At 57.8% G+C, this 25,531-nt stretch carries 19 protein-coding genes; 12 read left to right on the top strand and 7 right to left on the bottom strand.

Going from position 1 to position 25,531, the window contains the following annotated elements:
* Nucleotides 1–165 precede the first annotated feature (165 nt).
* The gene (gene ompC / locus QMN93_RS11010) at nt 166–1,332 is read left to right on the top strand and encodes a porin OmpC (protein WP_193139507.1); all 1,167 of its coding nucleotides are present in this window, start codon (nt 166–168) and stop codon (nt 1,330–1,332) included.
* 52 nt (nt 1,333–1,384) lie between these two features.
* Here the strand turns inward: ompC and QMN93_RS11005 are convergent, their stop codons facing one another.
* Nucleotides 1,385–2,248 (bottom strand): N-acetylmuramic acid 6-phosphate etherase, encoded by an 864-nt coding sequence (locus QMN93_RS11005; protein WP_033145912.1) that lies wholly within the window; start codon nt 2,246–2,248, stop codon nt 1,385–1,387.
* A 164-nt stretch (nt 2,249–2,412) separates the two neighbouring features.
* Here QMN93_RS11005 and QMN93_RS11000 point away from each other — a divergent pair, with 164 nt between their 5' ends.
* Both QMN93_RS11000 and dcuR read left to right on the top strand, forming a co-directional pair.
* Nucleotides 2,413–4,029, top strand: coding sequence for a sensor histidine kinase (locus tag QMN93_RS11000; protein WP_064672756.1), 1,617 nt, complete (start codon nt 2,413–2,415; stop codon nt 4,027–4,029).
* Nucleotides 4,026–4,745, top strand: coding sequence for a two-component system response regulator DcuR (gene dcuR / locus QMN93_RS10995; RefSeq protein ID WP_033145914.1), 720 nt, complete (start codon nt 4,026–4,028; stop codon nt 4,743–4,745). Before QMN93_RS11000 ends, dcuR begins: the two co-directional genes overlap by 4 nt.
* Here the strand turns inward: dcuR and QMN93_RS10990 are convergent.
* On the bottom strand, nt 4,726–5,688 hold the full coding sequence (locus QMN93_RS10990; RefSeq protein ID WP_193139509.1) for an FAD:protein FMN transferase: 963 nt from the start codon (nt 5,686–5,688) through the stop codon (nt 4,726–4,728). The two genes, dcuR and QMN93_RS10990, sit on opposite strands and share 20 nt — an antisense overlap.
* A gap of 94 nt (nt 5,689–5,782) precedes the next feature.
* Nucleotides 5,783–8,563, bottom strand: a complete 2,781-nt coding sequence (locus tag QMN93_RS10985) for a flavocytochrome c (protein ID WP_069303034.1) — start codon at nt 8,561–8,563, stop codon at nt 5,783–5,785.
* Nucleotides 8,564–9,167: 604 nt separating this feature from the next.
* Between QMN93_RS10985 and QMN93_RS10980 the strand changes: the two genes are divergently transcribed.
* The 4 genes from QMN93_RS10980 (at nt 9,168) to QMN93_RS10965 (ending at nt 14,760) form a co-directional block, all read left to right on the top strand.
* Nucleotides 9,168–10,676 (top strand): DASS family sodium-coupled anion symporter, encoded by a 1,509-nt coding sequence (locus tag QMN93_RS10980; protein ID WP_193139511.1) that lies wholly within the window; start codon nt 9,168–9,170, stop codon nt 10,674–10,676.
* Nucleotides 10,677–10,729: 53 nt separating this feature from the next.
* Entirely contained in the window at nt 10,730–12,379 is a 1,650-nt protein-coding gene (fumA, locus tag QMN93_RS10975) for a class I fumarate hydratase FumA (RefSeq protein ID WP_039263795.1), read from the top strand.
* A gap of 282 nt (nt 12,380–12,661) precedes the next feature.
* On the top strand, nt 12,662–13,975 hold the full coding sequence (locus QMN93_RS10970) for an MFS transporter (RefSeq protein WP_045356692.1): 1,314 nt from the start codon (nt 12,662–12,664) through the stop codon (nt 13,973–13,975).
* Nucleotides 13,972–14,760, top strand: coding sequence for a substrate-binding domain-containing protein (locus QMN93_RS10965; RefSeq protein WP_193139513.1), 789 nt, complete (start codon nt 13,972–13,974; stop codon nt 14,758–14,760). Before QMN93_RS10970 ends, QMN93_RS10965 begins: the two co-directional genes overlap by 4 nt.
* Here QMN93_RS10965 and QMN93_RS10960 read toward each other — a convergent pair.
* From QMN93_RS10960 to QMN93_RS10950, 3 genes are all read right to left on the bottom strand, one after another.
* Nucleotides 14,735–15,634, bottom strand: coding sequence for a LysR family transcriptional regulator (locus tag QMN93_RS10960; RefSeq protein ID WP_193139515.1), 900 nt, complete (start codon nt 15,632–15,634; stop codon nt 14,735–14,737). The two genes, QMN93_RS10965 and QMN93_RS10960, sit on opposite strands and share 26 nt — an antisense overlap.
* Nucleotides 15,635–15,726: 92 nt before the next feature.
* A complete protein-coding gene (locus QMN93_RS10955; RefSeq protein ID WP_193139517.1) occupies nt 15,727–17,256 on the bottom strand; it encodes a cryptochrome/photolyase family protein in 1,530 nt (509 codons plus the stop codon).
* Nucleotides 17,253–17,399 carry a DUF2256 domain-containing protein gene (locus QMN93_RS10950; protein WP_071891562.1) on the bottom strand — a complete coding sequence of 49 codons (147 nt, stop codon included), beginning with the start codon at nt 17,397–17,399 and terminating at the stop codon, nt 17,253–17,255. The genes QMN93_RS10955 and QMN93_RS10950 overlap by 4 nt, the downstream gene beginning before the upstream one ends.
* A gap of 215 nt (nt 17,400–17,614) precedes the next feature.
* Here QMN93_RS10950 and mtfA point away from each other — a divergent pair, with 215 nt between their 5' ends.
* Nucleotides 17,615–18,412 carry a DgsA anti-repressor MtfA gene (gene mtfA, locus QMN93_RS10945; RefSeq protein ID WP_033145920.1) on the top strand — a complete coding sequence of 266 codons (798 nt, stop codon included), beginning with the start codon at nt 17,615–17,617 and terminating at the stop codon, nt 18,410–18,412.
* Here mtfA and QMN93_RS10940 read toward each other — a convergent pair.
* Nucleotides 18,409–19,620 (bottom strand): MFS transporter, encoded by a 1,212-nt coding sequence (locus QMN93_RS10940; RefSeq protein WP_193139518.1) that lies wholly within the window; start codon nt 19,618–19,620, stop codon nt 18,409–18,411. The two genes, mtfA and QMN93_RS10940, sit on opposite strands and share 4 nt — an antisense overlap.
* 138 nt (nt 19,621–19,758) lie before the next feature.
* Between QMN93_RS10940 and QMN93_RS10935 the strand changes: the two genes are divergently transcribed.
* From QMN93_RS10935 to QMN93_RS10920, 4 genes are read left to right on the top strand one after another with little or no spacing between them, the layout of a single operon-like run.
* Nucleotides 19,759–21,501: an IucA/IucC family siderophore biosynthesis protein gene (locus QMN93_RS10935; protein WP_193139520.1), complete on the top strand. Its 1,743-nt coding sequence runs from the start codon at nt 19,759–19,761 to the stop codon at nt 21,499–21,501.
* Nucleotides 21,501–22,448, top strand: coding sequence for a GNAT family N-acetyltransferase (locus QMN93_RS10930; RefSeq protein WP_193139522.1), 948 nt, complete (start codon nt 21,501–21,503; stop codon nt 22,446–22,448). The genes QMN93_RS10935 and QMN93_RS10930 overlap by 1 nt, the downstream gene beginning before the upstream one ends.
* Nucleotides 22,445–24,187 carry an aerobactin synthase IucC gene (gene iucC, locus QMN93_RS10925; protein ID WP_319022770.1) on the top strand — a complete coding sequence of 581 codons (1,743 nt, stop codon included), beginning with the start codon at nt 22,445–22,447 and terminating at the stop codon, nt 24,185–24,187. The genes QMN93_RS10930 and iucC overlap by 4 nt, the downstream gene beginning before the upstream one ends.
* Nucleotides 24,184–25,509 (top strand): lysine N(6)-hydroxylase/L-ornithine N(5)-oxygenase family protein, encoded by a 1,326-nt coding sequence (locus tag QMN93_RS10920; RefSeq protein ID WP_064672766.1) that lies wholly within the window; start codon nt 24,184–24,186, stop codon nt 25,507–25,509. Before iucC ends, QMN93_RS10920 begins: the two co-directional genes overlap by 4 nt.
* Nucleotides 25,510–25,531: the final 22 nt, after the last annotated feature.

The following is a 25,531-nucleotide window of genomic DNA, read 5'->3' as shown; positions in this document are numbered from 1 at the left end:
CACCAGAAAAATAAAGAGATTAATAGAAATATTTAGCAATATTTCATAGGATTTAATTACATTTATTTTTGAAACTAAATAACACTTCCTGGAATAGTATCAAGCCTGTAATTGCGGAGGGTGATTACATATATTCATATAGATTATGCTTGAAGGGAATATATAATGAAAAGAAAAGTTCTGGCAATTGTGGTACCCGCGTTATTAATGGCAGGCGCAGCCAATGCGGCTGAAATGTACAACAAAAACGGCAACAAAGTTGACCTGTACGGCAAAGTCGACGCGCGTCATACCTTCTCTGACAACCCTGCCGACGACGGCGACGAAACCTATGTGCAGATTGGTTTCAAAGGCGAAACCCAGATCGCTAACGATCTGATCGGTTACGGCCAGTGGGAATACAAAACCTTCGCTAATAATACCGAGGGCGCGGGTGACAAATCGTTTAACCGCCTGGCGTATGCTGGCCTGAAATATGGCGAATACGGTTCATTTGATTATGGCCGTAACTACGGCGTCGTGTACGACGTTGAAGCCTGGACCGATATGCTGCCTGTATTTGGCGGTGACTCTTACACCTGGACCGATAACTTTATGAACGGTCGTGCTAACGGTCTGGCAACCTATCGTAACCAGGATTTCTTCGGTCTGGCTGAGGGCCTGAATTTCGCGCTGCAGTATCAGGGTGCGAACGAAGGTCAGGATGCAACAGAAGGTCAGGAAGGCACGAAAAATGGCCATGACAATGTTCGTTTCCAGAACGGCGACGGCTTTGGTATGTCTACCACCTATGATTTTGACTTCGGACTGAGCCTGGGTGCGGCATATTCATCTTCCGACCGCACGAACAAACAGGTTGCATACGGTGCAGGTAACTACAACCGCTACAGCCCGTATGCAGGTGGCGAACGCGCTGAAGCCTGGACCATTGGCGCAAAATATGATGCGCAAGGTGTTTACCTGGCCATGATGTATGCGGAAACCCGCAACATGACGCCATATGGTAATGTTGGTATCGCCAACCAGACTCAGAACTTTGAAGCCGTCGCGCAGTACCTGTTCGACTTCGGCCTGCGTCCGTCTCTGGCATGGGTTTACTCCAAAGGTAAAGACATTGGCGGCAATGATTACAACCCAGGTAATAATTACGACTATGTTGATCAGGATCTGGTGAACTATATCGATCTCGGTATGACCTACAGCTTCAACAAAAACTTCTCGACTTACGTTGATTATAAAATCAACCTGCTGGACAACGATGAAAGCTTCTACGAAGCCAATGGCATCTCAACTGATGACATCGTTGGCGTAGGCATGACCTACCAGTTCTAATTCCCCAAAATACCAAAGGCCGCAATTGCGGCCTTTTTACTATCTGAAGATCTTACGGCGCTTCCTGCAGCGCCACGCGAATAAACCCGTTATTTTGCGCCAGCAGTTCATGGGCTTTCCACGCATCCAGCCCCGTCAGCACCATCAACACCGCCGTTTTACAGTTATGGTTACAGCTCTCAAGCGCGGCTTTTGCCTCGGCCCGTGTGCATCCCCCCGCTTCCATCACAATGGCGATTTGCCGTTCAGCCCATTTGGTCGTGCTTGCCTCAAGATCCACGCGCAGGTTGCTGTAAACCCGTCCGGTTCGGACGGCCAGCCCGGTGGCAATCATCGAGAGGATCATTTTTTGCGCGATCCCCGCTTTGGTGTTGATATAGCCTGCGACGACGTCGGCCCCCAGCTCCGGAGCGATAACCATGCTCGCCAGCTGCGCGGCTTCGCTTTGCGCATCACCGGTAACAATAGCGACCGGTGAACCCAGCGACCACGCATGTCGCATTGCCCCCCAGACCCACGGCGTTTTTCCGCTGACGGTCACGGCCAGCATCATATCGTGTTCACCAAACTTGATGGCCTGCAGATCGGCAACGCCGCGCTCGTAGCTCCCTTCCCCTTCTTGTGCCGTAACGGCCATTACAGGGGTTTTGCCCGGCGCATATTCATCGGCAATCTGTTGCGCTACGCGCCCTGACGGCCCCGCGCCAACGACGATCAGGCGACCGCCGTGGCTGAGCGTCGCGGCGGCGTTGTCCACCACGCGGGCAATAATATTTAAACAGGGGGTAATCGCAGCAGAAATGAGTGCATCATCCTGGTGAATGACTTTCAGCATGTCCAGCGTGGACAATCTATCAATATTCATCGTGCTGGCGTGCCGTCTTTCCTTGACCGAACCGGTAAGCATAACGCTCATAAACAGCCTCCTTATTATGAGTACCCACACACTATAAAGTGTTTTATATAGATGACCTGCGAGGAGGGTCACGAAAAGAGGACCAAATCCACGCCTTTACATGGCTTTAAGAAAAGCGCGTCATCGGCGATAATTACCCCTTTCTTAATCATCGCGGAGTGTTGATGAGCGATTTGCAGCCTTTCCTTCCGACGCGCAAGCGCCCCATGAAGCTGAACACCCTGGTCACGCTGATGGTGTGCGCGATTATTGCCTCTGTGCTGCTGGTGGTTTTTGCGCTCTACTCCGTGCAAATCACCCGGGCGACCCGCGATGATGTAAAAGATACGGCTCTGGGTATTGCCAGAACGCTGGCAAACAGCCCGGAGATCCAGCGCGGCCTGATGCAGGCACCGCAGGAGAATATTATTCAGCCCATCGCCCAGGCGGTGACGAAACGAAACGATCTGCTGTTCACCGTGGTAACCGATATGCGCGGGATCCGCTACTCTCACCCGAACGAGGCGCTGCTGGGGCTGCATTTTATCGGTGACGATTTAACTCCCGCGCTTGAAGGCAAAGAGAACGTATCGGTAAACCGGGGTGCGCTCGCCGAAGCGCTTCGCGTCTTCACCCCAGTCTACGACGGCCAGCACGAGCAGATCGGCGTGGTGGCGGTAGGTATCTCCCTGAAAAAGGTTGAAGAGCAGATCGCTCGCGGGCGGCTAAACGCCGTCTGGACCATTTTATTCAGTATTTTTATGAGCTCCATGGCGATTTGGGGTCTGGTGCGGGTACTGAAACGCATCCTGTTCGGGCTCGAACCTTACGAAATTTCCGCCTTGTTCGAACAGCGTCAGGCGATGCTGCAGTCGCTTCGCGAGGGGGTGCTGGCCGTCGATATTCACGGGCGCGTGACGATGATCAACCAGACCGCCAGAGAAATATTGCTTCTCCCTTCCGGCAAGCAGACCGAAAATGCCAGCGCCCCCCTGCTGGCCAGCCTGCGCGAAGTCTCAAAGACGGGCGTCGCGCGCCAGGATCAGGAGATCAGCTGTAACGGGCGTCTATTGCTGTGCAACATGGTGCCCGTTAAAAGTCAGGATCGGGTGATCGGCGCCATCACCACCTTCCGTGATAAAACGGAAATCAGCCAGCTGATGCAGCGTATTGATGGCATGGTCAACTACGTCGACGCCCTGCGCAGCCACACGCACGAGTTTATGAATAAACTGCATGTGATCCTGGGCCTGCTGCACATGAAGCGCTACGACAAGCTGGAAGAGTACATCATCCAGACGGCACATAATTACCAGACGGATATCGGTACGATACAGAGCAAGGTAAAATCCCCGGTGATTGCCGGGTTCCTGCTGGGTAAAATCAATCGGGCGAAAGAAGCGGGCGTCACCCTGACGCTGGCGGATGAATGCCAGATACCGGATACCGCGAGCGAAGAGCAGGTCGCGGTGCTGATCACCGTGCTGGGTAACCTCATTGAAAACGCGCTCGACGCGATGGAAGGACAGCAGGAAGGTGAGATCGGCCTTCTGCTGCATTATCAGAATGGCTGGCTCAGCTGCGAAGTCAGCGACGATGGCCCCGGCATTGAACCCGCTCAGCTGGAGGCTATTTTTACAAAGGGCTTCTCAACAAAAGGTGAAAACCGTGGCGTTGGGCTGTTCCTTGCTCGCCAGCAAATCCAGAACCTCGGCGGCGATATCAGCGTCGAGTCTGAGCCAGGCGTATTTACCCAATTTTTTGTTCACATCCCCTGGGATAGCGAGAGGAATATCGCGTGATAAATGTATTAATTGTCGATGATGACGCCATGGTAGCCGACCTCAACCGTCTGTATGTCAACCGTGTTGATGGTTTTAGCTGCTGCGGCGTCGCCTCCACGCTAAACCAGGCCGAGGCCATCATTAATAACCCCGGGCAGCCTGTCGACCTGGTGCTGCTGGATGTCTATATGCAGCAGGATAATGGGCTGGATTTGCTGCCCGTTATTCGCGCATCCGGTCGCCCGATCGATGTGATTATGATCTCGTCGGCTGCCGACGCCGCCACGATCCAGACCTCCATCCACTACGGCGTGGTGGATTATCTGATCAAGCCGTTCCAGTTCCCGCGCTTTGAAGAGGCGCTGAACGGCTGGAAGGCAAAGCACAGCCTGATGGGTTCGCACCAGTATTATGAGCAGGCCGACGTCGACCGGCTGATCCACGGCGGGGCGCCGGAACTGGCGGACAGTAAAAAGCTGCCGAAGGGGTTAACGCCGCAAACGCTGCGCACGATTTGCCAGTGGATTGACGCTCACCCGGAGACGGAATTTTCTACCGATGACCTGGCAAGCGCGGTCAATATCTCCCGCGTATCCTGCCGCAAGTACCTGATTTGGCTCGCACAAATCAACATTCTGTTCACCAGCATTCACTACGGTGCCACCGGACGTCCGGTGTATCGCTACCGTCTCCAGCCGGAGCAGACCGGCCTGCTCAAGCAATACTGTCAGTAACGCGGTAGTCGTTATCCAGCAGGGTAAAGCGGAAGTGGTGTGCTGAAGAGAACACCACTTCTTTTGTTTTGGTCACAAAGATAGCTTCAATATCGGGGCGCGCGCGCAGGGCGGCGCAGCCTTTTTCGACGCCCATGCCGTACATCAGCGTGGTCCAGATATCGCCGTCGATGGAGTCTTTCGAAACAATCGTTACGCTGTCCAGCTCGTTGTCCAGCGGATACCCGGTGCGCGGATCGAGAATATGGTGATAGCGCCTGCCGTTTTGCTCAAAGTAGCGCTCGTACGTTCCCGACGTCACGACGGAGAGGTTCTCTACGGTCATCGTGCCGATCAGCGCATCACCGGCGAACGGTTTTTTCAGCCCCACGCTCCAGCCTCCTTCCGGCGAGCCTAACGTCTGAATGTTTCCGCCGAGGTTGATCAGCCCCAGCTCAGCGCCCTCTTTATGCAGGTAATCACGCACCCTGTCGGCGATATAGCCTTTGGCAATGGCCCCCAGATCGATCTCCATCCCCGCTCTGGTCAAGAACACGCTGCTGCTGGCCTCATCAAGAAGGACATCTTCAGGACGGGTTATCGCCAGCAGCGACGCGATTTCATCGGCAGGCGGAACGCTGTCCCCCTGAAAGCCAATTTTCCAGCACTTCACCAGCGGACCTATCGCCAGGTTAAAGGCGCTGTCCCTGAACAGGCTTGCCGCTTTGGCACAGCGGATCAGCTCAAACACCGGCCGGCTGACGGTAACCGGATGCTGGCCAGCCGCATGGTTGATGTCCATCACCTGCGAGTGCGCGCGGTTAACGGTGAGCAGATCTTCGTACTGTTTGATCAGGCGAAACACGCGGGACGCGAGGGCTTCGTCGTGGGAGAAGAGTTTCAGGAGAATGGGTGAGCCCATCAGGACGGCGGAGTAGCTGTAAACGCGATGGCTATCAGGCATGGATGGAGTCCTCAGATGTAGCCCCGGCCAGCACCGCGCCGCCGGGGAAAATGCCGGATAGCGCTGGGCGTATCCGGCCTACAACACAGGGGTCTTACTGCTTTTTCGAACGCATAGCCGCCTGATGTCCTGCAAGCGTACCAAAAATAATGATATCTGCCACTGCGTTACCGCCGATACGGTTACCGCCGTGGATCCCGCCGACCACTTCACCGGCCGCAAACGCCCCTGGCAGCACGTTGTGGTTGCTGTCCAGCACGCAGGTTTCGGTGTTGATGGTCACGCCGCCCATGGTGTGGTGCACGCCCGGTGCAATCTGAATGGCGTAGAACGGCCCTTCGTTGATAGGCGCACGCAGCGCGGTAGTACGGCCAAAATCGTCATCGTGCTGTTTTTCAACGAAGCCGTTGTAACGTTCCAGCGTCGCGAGGAAAGCGTGGTGATCCATCCCCAGCGCTTCAGCCAGGGCTTTTGGCGAGCTGGCGCTGGTCACGAAACCTTTCGCGATGTACTCATCCGCGGCTTTGTTTTTGGCACGCACGTGCTCATCAAAGACGATGTATGCGTATTTCTCCGGCAGCGCGATGATTGACGCCGAGACCTTATCGCGGGTCGACATTTCGTTGTAGAAGCGCTCCCCTTTCTGATTAACCAGAATCGCCCCGCCGCCGCGAATAGATTCGGAAATCAGGTACGAGGTTTTCTGCTCAACGGTTGGGTGAATTTGGATTTCGCCCATATCCACGGTGCCAGCACCGATGCGCTCCAGCAGCGCGATGCCGCCGCCGGTTGCCCCTTTGTGGTTGGTGGTAACGAACCCTTCCAGATCAGGACGGTATTTCACCACCATCTGGCTGTTAGCGCTGAAGCCGCCGGTGGCGACAATCACGCTTTTGGTTGCCACGGTGACGGTTTCGTTCTCTTCGGTAGTCAGGCGTACGCCGGTCACTTCACCGTTCTCAAAGATAATGTCGCTGACGGAGGTATCCAGCATCACCTCGATGTTGCGTTTGTTGACGTTACGCACCAGGCCGCTGATCAGGTAGCCGCCTACTGCTGAACCGTCTTTTGGACGGTGAGTACGGTCGATGCTCATCCCGCCGGTAGTGGTGATGTCGTTCAGCATGATGCCGCGCGTGGCCAGCCACTCAATTGCCTGCGGCGCGTTTTCGACGAAGCGACGCAGCAGTTCCGGGTTGTTCTTGTTGCCGCCGCCTTTCAGGCTTTCCTGATAGAACAGCTCTTTGCTGTCCTGAATGCCCTTCACGCGCTGGAAGCGGGTTTCGGCGGCGTTCATACCGGCAGAGGCTTTAATGGTGTTCCCGCCGATGGTCGGCATTTTCTCGACAATCAGCACGCTCGCGCCTTCGTCGTGAGCCTGAATCGCCGCCGCCAGACCGGCGCCGCCGCTGCCGACAACGACCACGTCCACGCTGCGGGTTTCGTTCGGATCAACGCCCTCTTCCGCGGCCAGCGCTTTGCTGGATTTCAGCATCGCTTTCGAGACCGCTTTCTTCACCGCCTCGCTCTGGCTGGTTGCGCCGGTGATGGCATCCACGTGCGGGGTATTGGCGTCCAGAATGCGGGTACGGATCTCTTCAAAGCTGGTTACAAACTCAACGTCTTCGCTCGGGCCGGAGGCCAGTTCGATGTCCGCAATGCGGTCGGTTTCAAGGCTGACGTTAATCACCAGTTCGTTAGCGTCATCCTGCACCTTCTCAGCAAAGGTACCCGGTTTGAATTTGGATTCGCCCATGCTCATGTCGCGGATCATCGCTTCCACCAGCGAGAAGCGCCACAGCGGTTCAGGAATGCTCAGCTCTTCGCGTTTGGTGCTGTCCATAAACAGCTCCAGGCTTTCCCCGGCCGCGATGCGGTCGGTCCAGTCCGGGTAAGCGATGGTGGCGCGGCCAACGGCAATCAGGTCGTAACCGCGGTCCAGCGCTTCATTCACATCGGAAGCATTCACCACGCCGCCCACGCCCATGACCGGAACCTGCGCCAGCGTTTCAGAACGCATCGCGCAGTATTTTTCGATAAGCGGAGTTGGATCCTGGGTGTCGACAATGGAAGGACGCAGGGTCGCGCCGACGGAGAAGTGCAGATAGTCCACGCCGCGCGCCGCCAGTTTTTCCAGCAGGTACATGGTGTCGTCAAAGCGGATGCCCGGGACTTCCATCTCTTCAGGGGAGAAGCGGTAGCCAATAATAAACGCATCGTCCGCGTACTGGCGCACCATTTTGTGGGTAATGTCCAGCACGGCCAGCGGGAACTTCGCGCGGTTATCGCGGCTGCCGCCCCACTCGTCGTCGCGCTGGTTTGAATTCGGGGAGTAGAACTGCTGAATCAGATAGGTGTTCGCCCCGTGGATTTCCACGCCGTCGAAACCGGCCTGGATGGCGCGGCGCACCGCCTCACCAAACTTGCCGATCATGCCTTCCACTTCTTCAGCGGTCAGAGCAACCGGCGTTGCGGCACCTTCACGCGGCGCGGCTACGGCGCTCGGACCAACCGGGGTACGGCCACCAATCAGTTTTGGGTCGACCATGCGGCCGCCGTGGTAGATCTGCAGCAGCGCCTTCGATCCTTTGGATTTGATGGCCTCCGCGATTTTCGCCAGCCCGGCAATTTTCTCGTCATTATCAATACCGATGGCACCCGGGAAGGCGAGACCGAGATCGTCGACGAAGCAGCATTCCACAATGATGGTGCCAATGCTGCCGGAACGGGCCCGATAGTACTCCACCAGCTCGCTGGTGACGGTGCCGTCAAAATAGCCGGTACAGGTTGTCATAGGGGCCATTAACAAACGGTTTTTCAGTTCAGTGCCATTCGGTAATGTGAAGGGGCTAAGAATGCGTTCGTTAGTGCTCATAATAGAAACTCCAAACTTTTAAAAATTAAGAATTCGTTATCGGATTGATTTTTTATTTCGTCGTTATATGCCGATGTCATGATATTAATATAATGATTTTTTTAGTTTCTAAAGTTATTACGTTAGTTAAAAAACTATTTAATCCCTGCGATAACACAAATAACACATTGGTGTTAGCGATTGTAATTCAGTCATTCACAATAATTTAAAAACCGTTAAAATATGAATGGTAAAACCAATTCACCATAAAACACACAAAACCAATAAAAACAAAACGTTGCAATCACACCAAAATCTATATTGTTAAAGAAATGATAAAAAACACGCAAAAAACAGGCAATAACCACATACGCCAGAGTGGTTATTAATAAAAGCATAAAAATAACGCTGCAATTCTATTTTTTTGATCGCGATCAATAGTTATGGCATTCAAAAGCGCAATATAAAAACATCATCATTTTTTAATTTAACGCACACGAAAACGCGTTAAATCGCTATTACTGAAAATACAGGAAAGCACCTTTAATAACTAAAAAAAGCAAAGAAACTTAAGAAAGTGCTTTTTCAGTGCGACCGAATTTTTGACAACTTAAGACGTGAAACTATGAATACAAAAACTGCTGTAACGCCCCCTGTGGCGAACCAGGCATCAAATGGAAACGCAAAACGATTGCTGATGATGGCGCTACCCGTCATCGTCGCCGTACTGCTGCTGTTTGTTCCCGTTCCTGAAGGCTTGCCGCCTTACGCATGGCACTACTTCGCCATCTTTGTCGGCGTGATCGTCGGTCTGATCTTCGAACCGCTGCCGGGTGCGGTGATCGGCCTGACCGGCGTGGTTGCCATCGCCCTGTGCAGCCAGTGGGTGCTGTTCAGCCCCGATCAGCTGGCTGACCCGAAATTCAAGCTGGCGGGCGCCTCCTTTAAGTGGGCGGTGAGCGGGTTTGGTAACTCTACCGTCTGGCTGATTTTCGGTGCCTTTATGTTCGCCGCTGGCTATGACAAAACCCGCTTCGGCCGCCGTCTGGCGCTGATTCTGGTGAAGTATCTCGGCCGTCGCAGCCTGACGCTCGGTTACGCCATCACGTTTGCTGACCTGCTGCTGGCACCGTTCACCCCGTCCAACACCGCGCGCAGCGGCGGGACCATCTACCCGATTATCGCTAACCTGCCGCCGCTGTACGGTTCAAAACCTAATGACCCAAGCGCGCGTAAAATTGGTTCATACCTGATGTGGGTGGCGATCACCGCGGCCTGTATCACCAGCTCAATGTTCCTCTCCGCCCTCGCGCCAAACCTGCTGGCCCTGGCGCTGGTGAAAAGTACGGTTGGGATTGATATCTCCTGGGGCACCTGGTTCCTCGCCTTCCTGCCGCTGGGTATCCTGCTGATTCTGGCCATGCCGCTGCTGGCCTACTGGTTCTACCCACCTGAAGTCAAAGTGAATAACGAAGTGCCGCTGTGGGCGACCCGTGAGCTGGAAAAACTCGGCAAACTGTCCCGCAACGAAATTCTGCTGCTGGTGTTCGTGTGCTGTGCGCTGCTGATGTGGATCTTCGCCGCCGCGTGGATTGAGCCTGCCATGGCAGCCCTGCTCATTGTCGGTCTGATGCTGTGGACCGGCGTGCTGGAATGGAACGATATCACCGGTAACAAGGCCGCATGGAACACCTTCGTCTGGTTCGCCACCCTGGTGGCACTGGCGGATGGCCTCTCCTCGACCGGCTTTATCAGCTGGTTAGGTAAAGAAGGCGGTCTGTTGATGAGCGGTATCTCTCCGGGCGTGGCGACCGTCGTCCTGCTGCTGGCGTTCTTCCTGCTGCACTACCTGTTTGCCAGCACCACCGCGCACACCACGGCGCTGCTGCCTGCGATGCTGACCATCGCCTCCACCATCCCTGGCATGAATATGGAAGTGTTCGTTCTGCTGATGGTGACCTCGCTGGGCGTCATGGGGATCATCACCCCGTACGGTACTGGCCCAAGCCCGATTTACTACGGTAGCGGCTACCTGCCAACCAAAGACTACTGGCGCCTCGGCACTATCTTCGGTGCCATCTTCCTGGCGGCCCTGCTGCTGATTGGCTATCCGTGGATGTCCATGATGTTCTGATTCCTGACCGCCGGACTTCTCCTCCGGCGGTTTTATTTTTGTGGAGCAATACTATGTCGAATAAACCGTTTTTTTATCAGAACCCCTTCCCTCTTTCCCATGACGACACCGAATACTACCTGCTGACCAAAGAGCACGTCTCCGTTGCCGAATTCGACGGTCAGGAAGTGCTGAAAGTAGAGCCGGAAGCCCTGACCCTGCTGGCGCAGCAGGCCTTCCACGATGCCGCGTTTATGCTGCGTCCTTCCCATCAGAAGCAGGTTGCCGCGATCCTGAACGACCCGGAAGCCAGCCAGAACGACAAATACGTTGCCCTGCAGTTCCTGCGTAACTCTGAAATTGCCGCAAAAGGCGTGCTGCCAACCTGCCAGGATACCGGCACCGCGATCATCATGGGTAAAAAAGGCCAGCGCGTCTGGACCGGCGGCGGTGACGAAGCGGCGCTGAGCCAGGGCGTGTACAACACCTACATTGAAGATAACCTGCGCTACTCGCAGAATGCGGCGCTGGACATGTATAAAGAGGTGAATACCGGCACCAACCTGCCCGCGCAGATCGATCTCTACAGCGTGGACGGGGACGAATACAAATTCCTGTGCATGGCAAAAGGCGGCGGTTCTGCCAACAAAACCTACCTCTATCAGGAAACCAAAGCGCTGATCACCCCGGCGAAGCTGAAAAACTACCTGGTTGAGAAGATGCGCACCCTGGGCACTGCGGCCTGCCCGCCTTACCATATCGCGTTTGTGATTGGCGGAACGTCAGCGGAAGCCACGCTGAAAACCGTGAAGCTCGCTTCCACGCGCTACTACGACGCGCTGCCGACGGAAGGTAACGAACACGGCCAGGCGTTCCGCGACGTTCAGCTCGAACAGGAACTGCTCCAGGAAGCGCAGAACCTCGGCCTCGGCGCGCAGTTCGGCGGTAAATACTTCGCCCACGATATCCGCGTGATCCGCCTGCCGCGCCACGGCGCCTCCTGCCCAATCGGCATGGGTGTCTCCTGCTCCGCAGACCGCAACATTAAAGCGAAGATCAACCGCGACGGGATTTGGATTGAGAAGCTGGAACACAACCCGGGTCAGTATATTCCTGAATCACTGCGTCAGCAGGGTGAAGGCGACGTGGTGAGCATCAATCTGAACAAGCCGATGAATGAGATCCTGGCGCAGCTTTCCGCGCACCCGGTCTCTACCCGCCTGTCGCTGAACGGTACCATCATCGTGGCGCGCGATATTGCCCACGCGAAGCTGAAAGAGCTGCTCGACAACGGTGAAGAACTGCCGCAGTACGTTAAAGACCATCCGATCTACTACGCAGGCCCGGCCAAAACGCCGGAAGGCTACGCCTCTGGCTCACTCGGCCCGACCACGGCTGGCCGTATGGACTCGTATGTGGACTTACTGCAATCCCACGGCGCGAGCATGATCATGCTGGCGAAAGGCAACCGCAGCCAGCAGGTAACCGACGCCTGCCATAAACACGGCGGCTTCTACCTGGGGAGCATTGGCGGCCCGGCAGCGGTGCTGGCGCAAAACAGCATTAAGAGCCTGGAATGCGTCGCGTATCCGGAGCTGGGAATGGAAGCCATCTGGAAAATTGAAGTCGAGAACTTCCCGGCGTTTATCCTGGTGGATGACAAAGGCAACGATTTCTTCCAGCAGATCCAGAACAAACAGTGCGCGGGTTGTTCACAGCGCTAGGTTGAGACAGGCCGGGTGGCGCAACGCTGCCCGGCAGTCGCAGACAGACATGCGCCTGCGTCATGTCACAAAACCGTGATATCAGCCACTTAGCAAAAAGTGGTGAATAAAAAATCAATTAATTGTTAAGTTATTGTTGTCATTAATTGTATTGATCCCGCGAAGGCTATTCATGCAAAACGTGCATCAGCCGATGCGGCATTTGCGCTTATCTATTTCCTCATCCTGATCCAGTTTTCAAAAACAGACGCGTAAAACGTCAACAATAAACTGGAGATAACCATGTTTTCCTCAACCTCACCTGCAACCGTACGCTCGAAAGCGGGCGCCATACTCCGCGTGACGTCCGGCAACTTTCTTGAGCAGTTTGATTTCTTTCTGTTCGGCTTCTATGCCACCTACATCGCCCACACGTTCTTCCCGGCGAGCAGTGAATTTGCGTCGCTGATGATGACCTTCGCCGTCTTCGGCGCGGGCTTTTTGATGCGTCCAATAGGCGCCATCGTGCTAGGCGCGTATATCGACAAGGTAGGTCGCAGAAAGGGGCTGATCGTCACGCTTTCCATCATGGCGGCGGGGACGTTCCTGATTGTCCTTATCCCCTCTTATCAAAGCATCGGTCTGTGGGCGCCGCTGCTGGTGCTGACGGGCCGTCTGCTGCAGGGCTTCTCCGCCGGTGCGGAGCTTGGAGGCGTCTCGGTTTATCTGGCTGAAATCGCCACGCCGGGCCGCAAAGGGTTTTACACCAGCTGGCAGTCCGGCAGCCAGCAGGTCGCTATTATGGTCGCCGCGGCGATGGGCTTTGCCCTGAATGCCCTGATGGAGGAGAGCGCCATTCGCGAATGGGGCTGGCGCATCCCGTTCCTGTTCGGCTGTTTAATCGTGCCGTTTATCTTTTTCCTGCGCCGCAAGCTGGAGGAGACGGAAGAGTTCAGCGCGCGCCGCCAGCATCTGGAGATGCGTCAGGTCTTTAAAACGCTCCTTGGCAACTGGCAGGTGGTGGTCGCAGGCATGCTGATGGTGGCGATGACCACCACCGCGTTCTACCTGATCACCGTCTACGCCCCCACCTTTGGCAAAAAGGTGCTGATGCTCAGCGCCTCGGACAGCCTGCTGGTCACGCTGCTGGTGGCGATTTCTAACTTCATCTGGCTGCCGGTGGGCGGCGCGCTGTCGGATCGCTTCGGGCGCAAGCCGGTGCTGATTGCCATGGCCCTGCTGGCGCTGGCGACCAGCTACCCTGCCCTGACGCTGCTGGCGAGCGCGCCCAGCTTCTCCATGATGCTGATCGTGCTGCTGTGGCTCTCCTTCCTCTACGGCCTGTACAACGGCGCGATGATCCCGGCCCTGACGGAGATTATGCCTGCTGAAGTGCGCGTGGCGGGGTTCTCTCTGGCTTACAGCCTGGCAACGGCGGTCTTTGGCGGCTTTACCCCGGTCATGTCCACCGCGCTGATTGAATACACCGGTGACAAAGCCTCGCCTGGCTACTGGATGAGTTTCGCCGCCGTGTGCGCCCTGCTGGCCACGCTCTACCTCTACCGCCGCCGCGCGGTATCGCTGCAAAACACCGTCAAGTCACAGGGGGCAGTATGAAACGCACCTATCGCTTTACCGCCAGCGCGCTGGTGCTGACGCTCCTGAGCGTTAATGCCTGTGCCCAGGACGTGAAAGTCATGATTTCAGGCGGCTTCAAGGCCGCCCTGGAAAAGCTGGCCCCGGACTATGAACGCAGGACCGGGGATAAAATCGTGATCATCCCTGGCCCCTCAATGGGCGCTACGCCGCAGGCGATCCCAAACCGACTGGCGCGCGGCGAGAAAGCCGACGTGGTGATTATGGTGGGCGATGCGCTGGAGAAGCTCGAAAAAGCCGGCCAGACCCAGTCGGGTTCGCGAACGGAACTCGCGGACTCCCCCGTTGGCATGGTGGTGAAAAAAGGTGCGGATGTCCCTGATATCAGCAGCGAGGCAGCTTTGCGTAAAACGCTGCTGCAGGCCAGCTCCATCGCCTACTCTGACAGCGCCAGCGGCAGGTACGTCAGCCAGACGTTGTTCAAAAAAATGGGGATCGAAAAAGAAGTGGCGGGTAAAGCGACAATGGTCGAGCGTATCCCGGTCGCCTCAGAAGTGGCGAAAGGAAAATACGCCGTGGGCTTCCAGCAGGTCAGCGAGCTGCTGCCGGTTCAGGGCGTCACCTTTATCGGGAAAATCCCGGATAATCTGCAGTACATCACGCGCTTCGCGGGTGCGGTCAACCGCCATGCCGAACATCCCGCGGAGGGGAAAGCGCTGCTGACCTATCTCGCCTCATCGCCCTCAAGGGCCGTCATCCAGGAGACGGGGATGATCCCCGTTACGTCCGGCGATACTGCTCGGTAATCTGCTTTTCCAGTTCAGCCGCAATGAAGGACTGGATGCGCCCCCGGCGCCGGATAAGCCCCACGGTGCGTTTCACTTCCGGCGCCACCAGCGGCAGATGCGTCAGCAGCGTGTGCTCTGACGTCGGCATCGACATGGCGGGAACGGCAGCAATGCCGATCCCCGCCTCTACCATACCGAGCATCGTGGTAACGTGGCGCGTTTCGCATACGCTCGGGCGTTCGGGAACGATATCCCCCAGCATCCGATCGAGCAGGTTACGGTTGCCTGACGTTTTATCGAGGGAGATATAATCCTGCTGGTAAAAGGCCTGCCACGTCAGATGACTCTTCTGCGCCAGGGGGTGATCCTTTCGGCACGCCGCAACATAGACATCCTCCACCAGCGGGAAAAATTCGATGTCAGACGGCAGGTTTCCTGCGAAGCTGATACCAAAATCCGCCTGGCTTCGGGCCACGGCGTCAATCACATTCCCCGCGCTGCTGTCGATGAGCTTAATGCGAACGCGCGGATAGCGAGACTGAAAACGACGAATCACATCGGGCATAAAGTAACAGGCCGCGGAAGGGACCGTGGCAACCGTGATCAGCCCCGTCCGCTCTTCGCTGACCTTATCGACATCCGCCAGCATTGACTCAACGTTGTCGAGCAGCTGCGCGGAGCGTTCAGCAAAGTTTTGCCCGTATAACGTTAAGGCCACGCGGCGGGTGGTACGGTCAAACAGCCGATTTCCCAGCGCGGCTTCCAGCTTTTCAATCCTGCGGCTCAGCGCCGACTGGGATAAGCAGATAGATTCAGCAGCGACACGGAAGTTACCGTATTCCACTAACGCTCTGAAAGCATAAAGATCGTTAAGGTCAAAATTCACGGGCATAGCGTCTGGATGTCCTGTCAGGGAATACGCAACAAAGTCAAAAATAATAGCGTCTTATTAACCCGCCGCAACCGGCGCGGTGGTGAAATACGTCAGAGCTCGTTGAGATGCAGGCGAATATACCCGGCGCGATCGGCAATGGCCTGCCGCTCCTCTTCCTTCATGTCCGCAAGCTGTTTAAAGACAATGCCCAGGCGGGGATTGTTACCCAGACGCGCCTGGTTGCGCGCAAAGAAATCCCAGTAAAGGGCATTGAAGGGGCACGCCAGCTCTCCGGTACGCTGGCTGTGTTGATACCGGCACCCCTGACAGTAATTACTCATCTTATGAATATACGACGCGCTCGAGACGTAGGGTTTACTGGCCAGCAACCCGCCATCGCCAAACTGGCTCATGCCAAGGGTATTGGGCAGCTCCACCCATTCAAAGGCATCAATATAGACCCCCAGATACCATTCATGAACCGCCTGCGGCGACAGGCCGCTGAGCAGGCTAAAGTTCCCGATGACCATCAGGCGCTGGATATGGTGGGCGTAAGCCTCGGTGAGCGACTGTCCAACGGCATGCGCCAGGCAGCGCATCTGCGTCCTGCCGGTCCAGAACCAGTCCGGCAGCGGGGCGTGCTGGTCTAAGGCATTCAGCTTCCGATAGCCCGGCATCTGCGACCAGTAGATCCCACGCACGTACTCCCGCCAGCCGAGAATTTGTCGGATAAACCCTTCGACGGCAGGCAGCGGCGCATGGCCCGAACGCCATGCCTGCTGGGCGGCAGCCACCACTTCCCGGGGATTAAGCATTTTGGTGTTCAGCGCGAATGAAATTAACGAGTGGAACAGAAAAGGCTCCTCAGCGTGCATCGCGTCCTGCCAGGCGCCGAACTGCGGGAGCACGCGAGCGATAAATTCATCCAGCCTGGCTTTAGCTTCCGAACGGTTGAGCGGCCAGCGAAAATTCCCGGCCTGCGGTTCGCCGAAGGTGTTTACGCCGCAGAACTGGATCTCCGCCCATAAGGCTGAATAATCGTGGCGCGGACGCGAATCCTCCGGCGCGGGCGGCTCGCCGGACCAGCGCTTGCGATTTTCAGCATCATAATTCCATTTTCCCCCTTCCGGCTCGCCTTCTGAGGTTAACAGTACGCCGTGCTGACGACGAATTTCCCGGTAAAAGTACTCCATTCGCCAGCTTTTGCGCGTCGCAAAGAACGCGCTCACCTGTTCACGGGTGGTGAAGAAATGCTCGCTGCTGACGCAGGCCGTTTCGACGGACGCCGCTTTCGCCCACGCCTGCAGCTGCGTGTCCAGGCGCCATTCGTCGGGCTCCTGCCATATCACCCTGTCGGCGCCGTAATGCGCGACAAGCGCGTTGAGATTGTCTTCCAGCGCGCCGCGGTTTGAGTCGTCAGAGAGCCGGACATACCTCACCCGATGCCCCTTCTCTTTTAACGCAGAGGCAAACGCGCGCATGGCCGCAAAAATGGCGATCACTTTCTGAGCGTGGTGAAGCACGTACGCGGTTTCTGCCCGCAGCTCCAGCATCACGTAAATGACATTTGGATTGCAGGCATCAAACCAGCTGTGGTGCGGATTAAGCTGATCGCCGAGGATCAGGCGCAGTTCGGTCAACGGTGGCTCCTGCGACAGCGCTCGGAACAGTATTTGACCTCATCCCAGCATTTCGCCCATTTCTTGCGCCACGTCATGGGCCGCTGGCAGTGCGCGCACGCCCGGCTGGGCAGGTCCTGCTTGTTACCTTTGAAATCGCTCATCTTTTCAATACCGTACTGATTTCTTCACCAGACCGGTGGATGCAGGCTACGACAGACTTCACAAAATGAAGGTGATGCCCGTAAACCGCTACCCACCGCTACGTACGAATGATAGTTTATTCAGGCTGGAATTGTCGCAGTGAGCGATTTTCTGGCATCTTAACCAAACCTGACTTTCCCATTTTTGTTCAAGTGACGAGTTTGCGAGCAAAGCGATGATAAAGTGGCCCTGGAAAACGAATGAAGCTGGCCGGGATATGGCGCTGCCATGGGATGACGCGCTGACGATCCCTGTTCTGGCTAATCTTAAGCCGGATGAACAAGCGAAACTGGTTCAGCTGGCGGATCGTTTTTTACAGCAAAAACGCCTGGTTCCACTGCAGGGTTTCGAACTCGATCCCCTGAAAAACGCGCGCATCGCCCTGCTTTTCTGTCTGCCGGTGCTTGAGCTCGGCATTGAGTGGCTGGACGGTTTCCACGAGGTGCTGATCTATCCGGCCCCCTTTATCGTCGATGACGAGTGGGAAGATGACATTGGGCTGGTGCACAACCAGCGCGTGGTGCAGTCCGGACAAAGCTGGCAGCAGGGGCCGATTATCCTCAACTGGCTCGACATTCAGGACTCGTTCGATGCGTCCGGTTTTAATCTGGTTATCCATGAAGTGGCGCATAAGCTCGATACCCGCAACGGCGATCGCGCCAGCGGAGTTCCGCTGATCCCGCTTCGCGAAGTGGCGGGCTGGGAGCACGATCTGCACGCGGCGATGGATAACATTCAGGATGAAATAGACCTGGTGGGCGAAAGCGCGGCCAGCATTGACGCCTATGCGGCAACCGACCCGGCCGAGTGCTTTGCGGTGCTCTCGGAGTATTTCTTCAGCGCGCCCGAGCTCTTCGCGCCCCGCTTCCCGGCGCTGTGGCAGCGTTTCTGCCAGTTTTATCAGCAGGATCCGCTCCAGCGTCTGCGGCAAAATGAGGAGTCTGGCGGCCATTCCTCCCGCCAGATCCATTAAGGCTTTTCAGAAGGGGTCCGCTCGGTTGACCGTACCCCTATGCTCAACGCTAAAAACAACACTGCCATTCCCCATGCGGCCACCGTCAAAGACTGCTCGCCGTAAAAGCGCGTCACCACAGGCACCAGCAGCGCGCTGACGCCGTAGCCTAACGTGTGGCTGGTGGCGATGACGCCCGCCCCTTTCCCGGTGGTCAGTCTGTCGTTCAGCAGCAGCTGGTAGCCCGGCGTGGCCATCGCCGCCCCGAGTGAAGTGATAACAATCCCTACGTAGAACAGCGTTAAACTCGCGACGGTCATCAGCCCAAGCCCTGCGACCATTAACACCGCCGCGATGCAGAGCAACGTCACCGGAGTGAAATGCTGCGGGCGGACCACCAGAAACTGCGCCGCGAGCGTGGCCAGCGCGGCCAGGCTCAGCAGAAGCGCAACATGATGGCTGATCTCCCGGGCGTTGCCCTCCAGCAGAGGGCTAAGATGCGGTGACAGGCCAAGCTGCATCAGGCTGACCAGCGCCGCCAGCAGCAGCGCCAGCAGCAGGAACGGCAGCATCGAGGCCTGCAGGCGGGTCGCCTGGTGCGCCACCGGCGGCAGCGGCGGGTCTGCGGCTTCGCGAAGAATCAGCAGCAGGGCGATTAACGGCGCGATCGCCATCAGCCAGAGCGGCGCCACCGGGCTGACGCTGAGCATCAGCGCCGCCAGCGGCGGGCCGAGCAAACGTCCGCAGCTGAGGCCGGAGCTTATCGTCGCCAGCGCCGCCATTCTCTTCTCCAGCCCCGCACGCTGAATAGCCCACGTCTGGGCCGCAGGCACCAGCCCCGAGACCGTCAGTCCGTAAAGCAGACGTGAAAGAATCAGTCCCGCCAGTCCCCAGACGGTATCCAGCCTTCCGGCCGCCATCGCCCAGACCACCAGCGCCATGACGGCGAAACTGGCCAGATAGCCGCTCAGCGAGGCCACCATCACGGCCTTACATCCCCGCCGCTCGCTCTGGCGTCCCCACCAGGGCGAGGCCGGTAAAAAGAGCATGGATCCGAACATCAGCAGACCGGCCCAGACCGAGAGCGACAGCCCGGTCAGGGTCACCAGCTGCGGGAGCATCACCAGCAGGCCGTTTTGCCCGATACCTAATAAACCCGCACATAGCGCCAGGGGCCAGTTGGCTTTTGAGATGACCTTTTCGGTCAATGTTTCTGAGTCAGTGCGCATGAGAATGTGAACATAGTGTCAATAAATGTGTGGAAATCATGAAGTTTATGAAAACAAATATTGCAAAAATGGTTGCGACTGTAAACAGAATGAATATCATAACGAGAATTATTATCAATCATGGAATGAGGTACATCTATGCGTGCTCTGACCCGCTCTGCCGGTACAGACGTTGCAGCCCAGTGTTTTTTGAACGCCCTGTTGCGCGAAACGAAGGACTGGCGCTATCTCCCCGCTACCGCTGCGGATGCGTTACCGAACATTCATATCCCGCTGTCCCAAACCCAGGCGCTTCGGGTTCCGGTACGCTATTTCTCTCCCACCCAGCATCATCAGTACCGTTTCCCGGCCACGCTTCTTCAGAGCAACAGTGATGACGGTGACGCCGTCACATTTGATCAACTGGTTGATTTAATTCTTGAAAAACCGTCAGTAAAAGGCTCGCTGGATGCCGATACGCTGGCGCGTTTTAAGCAGCGCGTTCTCGAAAGCCATGCCCACACCTGGCAGGCGATCGATCTCCGCCACGGCTGGGTAAACCTGCGCGATAAGCCACTGACTTTTGCTGAAGCGGAACAGGCGCTGCTGGTCGGCCACGCGTTTCACCCGGCGCCGAAGTCGCACGAGCCGTTCAACGAAACAGAGGCGCGTCGCTATCTTCCTGATTTCGCCTCCCGCTTCCCGCTGCGCTGGTTTGCCGTTGAGAGCGCGCTCGTTGCCGGCGACAGCCTGAACGTCTCCCTGCGTGAGCGCCTGCTGCGCTTCGCGGCCCAGAGCGCGCCTGAGCTGCTCGGCCACTTCACCGACACCCGCTGGCTGCTGCCGATGCATCCGTGGCAGGCCGACTTTCTGCTGGAGCAGGACTGGTGCCAGCGTCTGGCGGAAAACGGTTCATTGCAGGATCTGGGCGAAGCGGGCGCGCAGTGGCTGCCTACCAGCTCGTCCCGCTCGCTGTACAGCGAAACCAACAGCGACATGATTAAGTTCTCCCTCAGCGTGCGCCTGACCAACTCCGTGCGCACGCTGTCGGTCAAAGAAGTTAAGCGCGGAATGCGCCTGGCGCGCCTGGCGAAAACGGAACGCTGGCAAGAATTACAGGCCCGCTACCCGACCATGCGCGTGATGCAGGAGGACGGCTGGGCGGGGCTGCGTGACGAAAGCGGCGTTATTCAGGATGAGAGCCTGATGGCCCTGCGCGTCAATCTGCTGTTCGATACGCCAGACACCCAGACCAACGTGCTGGTGAGCCTGACCCAGGCTGCGCCGGACGGCGGCGACAGCCTGCTGGCCTCCGCGGTGCGCCGTCTGAGCCAGCGTCTGGATTTACCCCTCGCCCAGGCCGCCCGCTGCTGGCTGGACGCCTATTGCGACCGCGTGTTGCTCCCGCTGTTCAGCGCCGAGGCGGACTACGGCCTGGTCCTGCTGGCGCACCAGCAAAATATCCTCGTTGAGATGCAGCAGGATTTCCCCGTCGGGCTGATTTACCGCGACTGCCAGGGCAGCGCGTGGACCGAAGGTGCCGACGCGTGGCTGAATTCAGCGGGCGAAACGGAGGTGGAAAACCGCTTCGGTGAGAGCCAGCTGCTGCGCTACTTCCCTTATTACCTGCTGCTGAACTCTACCCTTGCCGTCACCGCCGCCCTCGCCGCCGCCGGTTTCGACAGTGAGGAGAACCTGATGTCCCGCGTGCGCGACGCGCTGGCCGAACTGCGCCGCACGGCGAAGCAGACCCGCTGCCTCGACTACGTCCTCGACAGCCCGACATGGAACTGCAAAGGCAACTTCTTCTGCTACCTGCACGATCGCAATGAAAACACCATCGTCGATCCGGCGGTGATCTATTTCGACTTTAGCAACCCGTTTTACAAGGAGAAGGCGTAATGTCCATCGCGAATATCGTCCATTCCGGCTACGGCTTTCGCTGCACCGCAACGGATCGCGCGCTGCCGCTGACGTTGGGTCTCGACGGCAGCGCGGTGCTGGAGCGTCTGAATGGGATCCCGGACGGCTGGCTGGTCGAAGCACTCGATCAGCTGTTTGTTGCCGCGCCCGCGCTGACCGGCATTACCCTGCCCTGGGCAGCCTGGCAGGATGCCCCCCAGGCGCAGGCGCTGTTTAGCCTGGCCCACGGGGACTATCTGGCACGCGAAACCTTCTGGCAGCTGCCGCTGTGGCTGAAAGGCGAACGGCCGCAGGCCAGCGGCGGGATGCAGTTTGATGAAAGCCGTCAGCTGTACTTCCCGCTGCGTCCTCACCGCCCGCAGGGCGAAGTATACCGTCGTTACGATCAGCAAATTAAGCGCACCCTCAGCTTCCGCGTGGTCGACGTGGCGCTGGACGGCGAGCGCTTTACGCGCTGGATGAACAACCCGCGCGTGAACGCCTTCTGGGAGATGGCGGGCCCGCAGGTCGAGCAGGAAAACTACCTGCGCCGCCAGCTTGACTCGACCTACTGCTACCCGGTTATCGGCTGCTTCGATGACCAGCCGTTCGGCTATTTTGAGCTCTACTGGGCGCCAGAAGACCGCATTGGCCGCCACTACCGCTGGCAGCCGTTTGACCGCGGGCTGCACATGCTGGTGGGCGAAGAGAACTGGCGCGGCGCACAGTACATCCGCAGCTGGCTGCGCGGCCTGAGCCACTATCTGTATCTCGATGAACCGCGCACCGCGCGAATTGTCGCCGAGCCGCGCTTCGACAACCAGCGCCTGTTCCGCCATCTGGCCTCCGCCGGTTTCGACACGGTGAAAGAGTTCGACTTCCCGCACAAGCGCTCGCGCCTCATCATGAGCCAGCGCCACCGCTTCTTCAGCGAGGTGGAACTGTGAACGCGCTCTGGCAGAAAGTGAACCGCGAGATGGTGGCGAAGATCCTCGCCGAGCTGGAGTACGAACGCACCCTGCGCGCTGAGCCGGTTTCGTCGAACGGCTGGCGCATCGCCATGGGCAACGAGTCCTGGCAGTTTCGCGCCACGCGCGGGATCTGGGGCTGGCTGCATATCGACCCGGACAGCCTGACTACAGCCAGCGGCGATGCCGTGGAAGCGGAACGCGCGCTGCTGCAGCTGGCGAAAGTGCTGGAGATGAGCGACGCGCAAACGGCAGAGCATATGGAAGATCTCTACGCCACGCTGCGCGGCGACATGCAGCTGCTGCAGGCGCGTGAAGCGCTGGACGCGGACGCGCTGATCCACCTCGACCCGGACGAATTACAGTGTCTGATGAGCGGTCACCCGAAGTTTATTTTCAACAAAGGTCGCCGCGGCTGGGGCCTGGACGCGCTGCGTCAGTACGCGCCTGAGTATCGCGGACGTTTTCGCCTGCACTGGGTCGCCGTTCAGCGAGAGCATCTGGTCTGGAGCAGCGACGCCGATTGCGATATCAGCGCTCTGCTGGCCAGCGCCATGGACAACGCCGAGCGCGCCCGCTTCAACGCCCGCTGGCAGGCGCTGGGTCTCGACGACGGCTGGCTGCCGGTGCCGCTGCACCCGTGGCAGTGGCAGCAGAAGATCGCCGTTCATTTCCTGGCGCAGCTGGCGCGCGGTGAGATGGTTGAGCTGGGCGAATTTGGCGACGAGTATCTGGCGCAGCAGTCCCTGCGCACGCTCACTAACGCCAGCCGTCGCGCGCCGTATGACATCAAGCTTCCGCTGACCATCTACAACACCTCCTGCTATCGCGGCATTCCGGGCAAATACATTGCCGCCGGGCCGCTGGCTTCGCGCTGGCTGCAGCAGCAGTTCGCTACCGACGCCACGCTGATCCGCTCCGGTGCACAGGTGCTTGGCGAACCCGCCGCCGGATATCTGTCGCATCCGGGCTATGCCGCATTGCCGAAAGCGCCCTACCGCTATCAGGAGATGCTGGGGGTGATCTGGCGCGAGAATCCGTCCTGTTATGTAGAAGATGGTGAACAGGCGGTGCTGATGGCAGCGCTGATGGAAACCGATAACGCCGGGCGCCCGCTGATCGACGCGTGGATTAAACGCTCGGGGCTAAGCGCCGACGCGTGGCTTGAAAAGCTGTTCGAGGCAACGGTGATCCCGTTCTATCACCTGCTCTGCCGCTACGGCGTGGCGCTGATCGCCCACGGCCAGAACGTGACGCTGGTGATTAAGGACTACGTCCCGCAGCGCATCCTGCTGAAAGATTTCCAGGGCGATATGCGCCTGGTGGATGAGGATTTCCCGCAGGCCCGGAGCCTGCCGGAGCAGGTGAAGGCCGTCACGGCGCGCCTGAGCGCGGATTACATTATTCACGATCTGCAAACCGGTAACTTTGTGACGGTGCTGCGCTTTATCTCGCGCCTCACGCTGCAATGCGGCGTGAGCGAAACGCGTTTCTACCAGATTCTGGCCGGGGTTTTACGGGGTTATATGGCGGCGCACCCGGATCTGGCAGAACGCTTCGCCAAATTCGATCTTTTCAAGCCGCAGATTATTCGCGTGATCCTCAACCCGGTCAAACTGACCTTCTCCGAACACGACGGCGGCAGCCGCATGCTGCCGAACTACGTCACCGACCTTGATAACCCTCTTTTTCTCGCCTCCCGGGAGTCAGCGCAATGAAAACCTATGATTTCATCGGCATTGGTATTGGCCCGTTTAACCTCAGCATCGCCGCTCTGGCCGAAGGGCTGGACGGCTTTAGCTCGCTGTTCCTTGAGCGCAAGCCGCACTTCTCCTGGCACCCGGGAATGATGGTGCCGGACTGCCACATGCAGACCAGCTTCCTGAAGGATCTGGTCAGCGCCGTGGAGCCAACCAACCGCCACAGCTTCCTGAACTACCTGGTGCAGCGCAAAAAGTTCTACCGCTTCCTGACCACCGAGCAGCGCACCGTCTCCCGCGAAGAGTTTGCGGACTACCTGTGCTGGGCGGCGGAAAACCTTACCAATCTCGCCTTCAGCCAGCAGGTACAGCAGGTGAGCTTTGATGAGAAAAGCGGCCTGTTTGAGGTGGTGACCCAGCGCGACCGCTTCCTGGCGCGCCACGTCTGCGTGGGGATTGGCAAACAGATCAACCTGCCTGACTGCGTCACCGCGCAGGACGATACCTGCTTCCACGCCAGCGAGATGATGCTGCGCACGCCGGATCTCGCGGGCAAGCGCGTCACCGTCGTCGGCGGCGGCCAGAGCGGCGCCGACCTGTTTTTGAATATCTTCCGCGGCGAATGGGGCCAGCCGCTGAGCCTGAACTGGGTATCACGCCGCAATAACTATAATGCGCTGGATGAAGCCGCCTTTGCCAACGAGTATTTCACGCCGGAGTACGTGGACAGCTTCTCCACGCTGGGTGAAGAGGCCCGTCGGCAGATGCTGCACGAGCAGAAGATGACGTCCGACGGGATCACCACCGAGTCCCTGCTGGCGATTTACCGCGCCATGTACCACCGCTTCGAAGTGCTGCGTGAAAAACCCTGGGCGCATCTCCTGCCGTCCCGCTCGGTGACGGCGCTGACGCGCCAGGAAAACGGCCATCGCCTGAGCATTCAGCATCACCTCGACGGCGGCCGCGAGCAGCTGGAGAGCGACGTGGTGATTTTCGCCACCGGCTACCGCGCCGTGCAGCCCGCGTTCCTCGCGCCGCTGTCTCACCGCCTGCATCTGGATACGGACGAAGCCTTCTGCATTAACAACGATTTCACCCTCGAATGGGACGGCCCGCAGAGCAACCGCCTGTTCGCCGTGAATGCTGGGATGCACCGTCTCGGCATTGCCGAACCCCAGCTCAGCCTGATGGCCTGGCGCGCGGCGCGAATTCTTAATCGCGCGCACGCCGACGAGCCGTTTGAGCTGGCTACCACACCCGGCGTTATCCACTGGCGCAGCACCACCAGCCCGGAGAACAGCCCGGTTTTTAAATCGTTAGCAAAAACCACCGAGTACTGACACACACAATCAGGATCAACAT

Source organism: Enterobacter sp. R-1.6.2, assembly GCF_035064085.1.
GTDB classification, from domain to species: Bacteria; Pseudomonadota; Gammaproteobacteria; order Enterobacterales; family Enterobacteriaceae; genus Enterobacter; species Enterobacter asburiae_B.
This window is presented reverse-complemented; position numbering and strand designations above follow the sequence as displayed.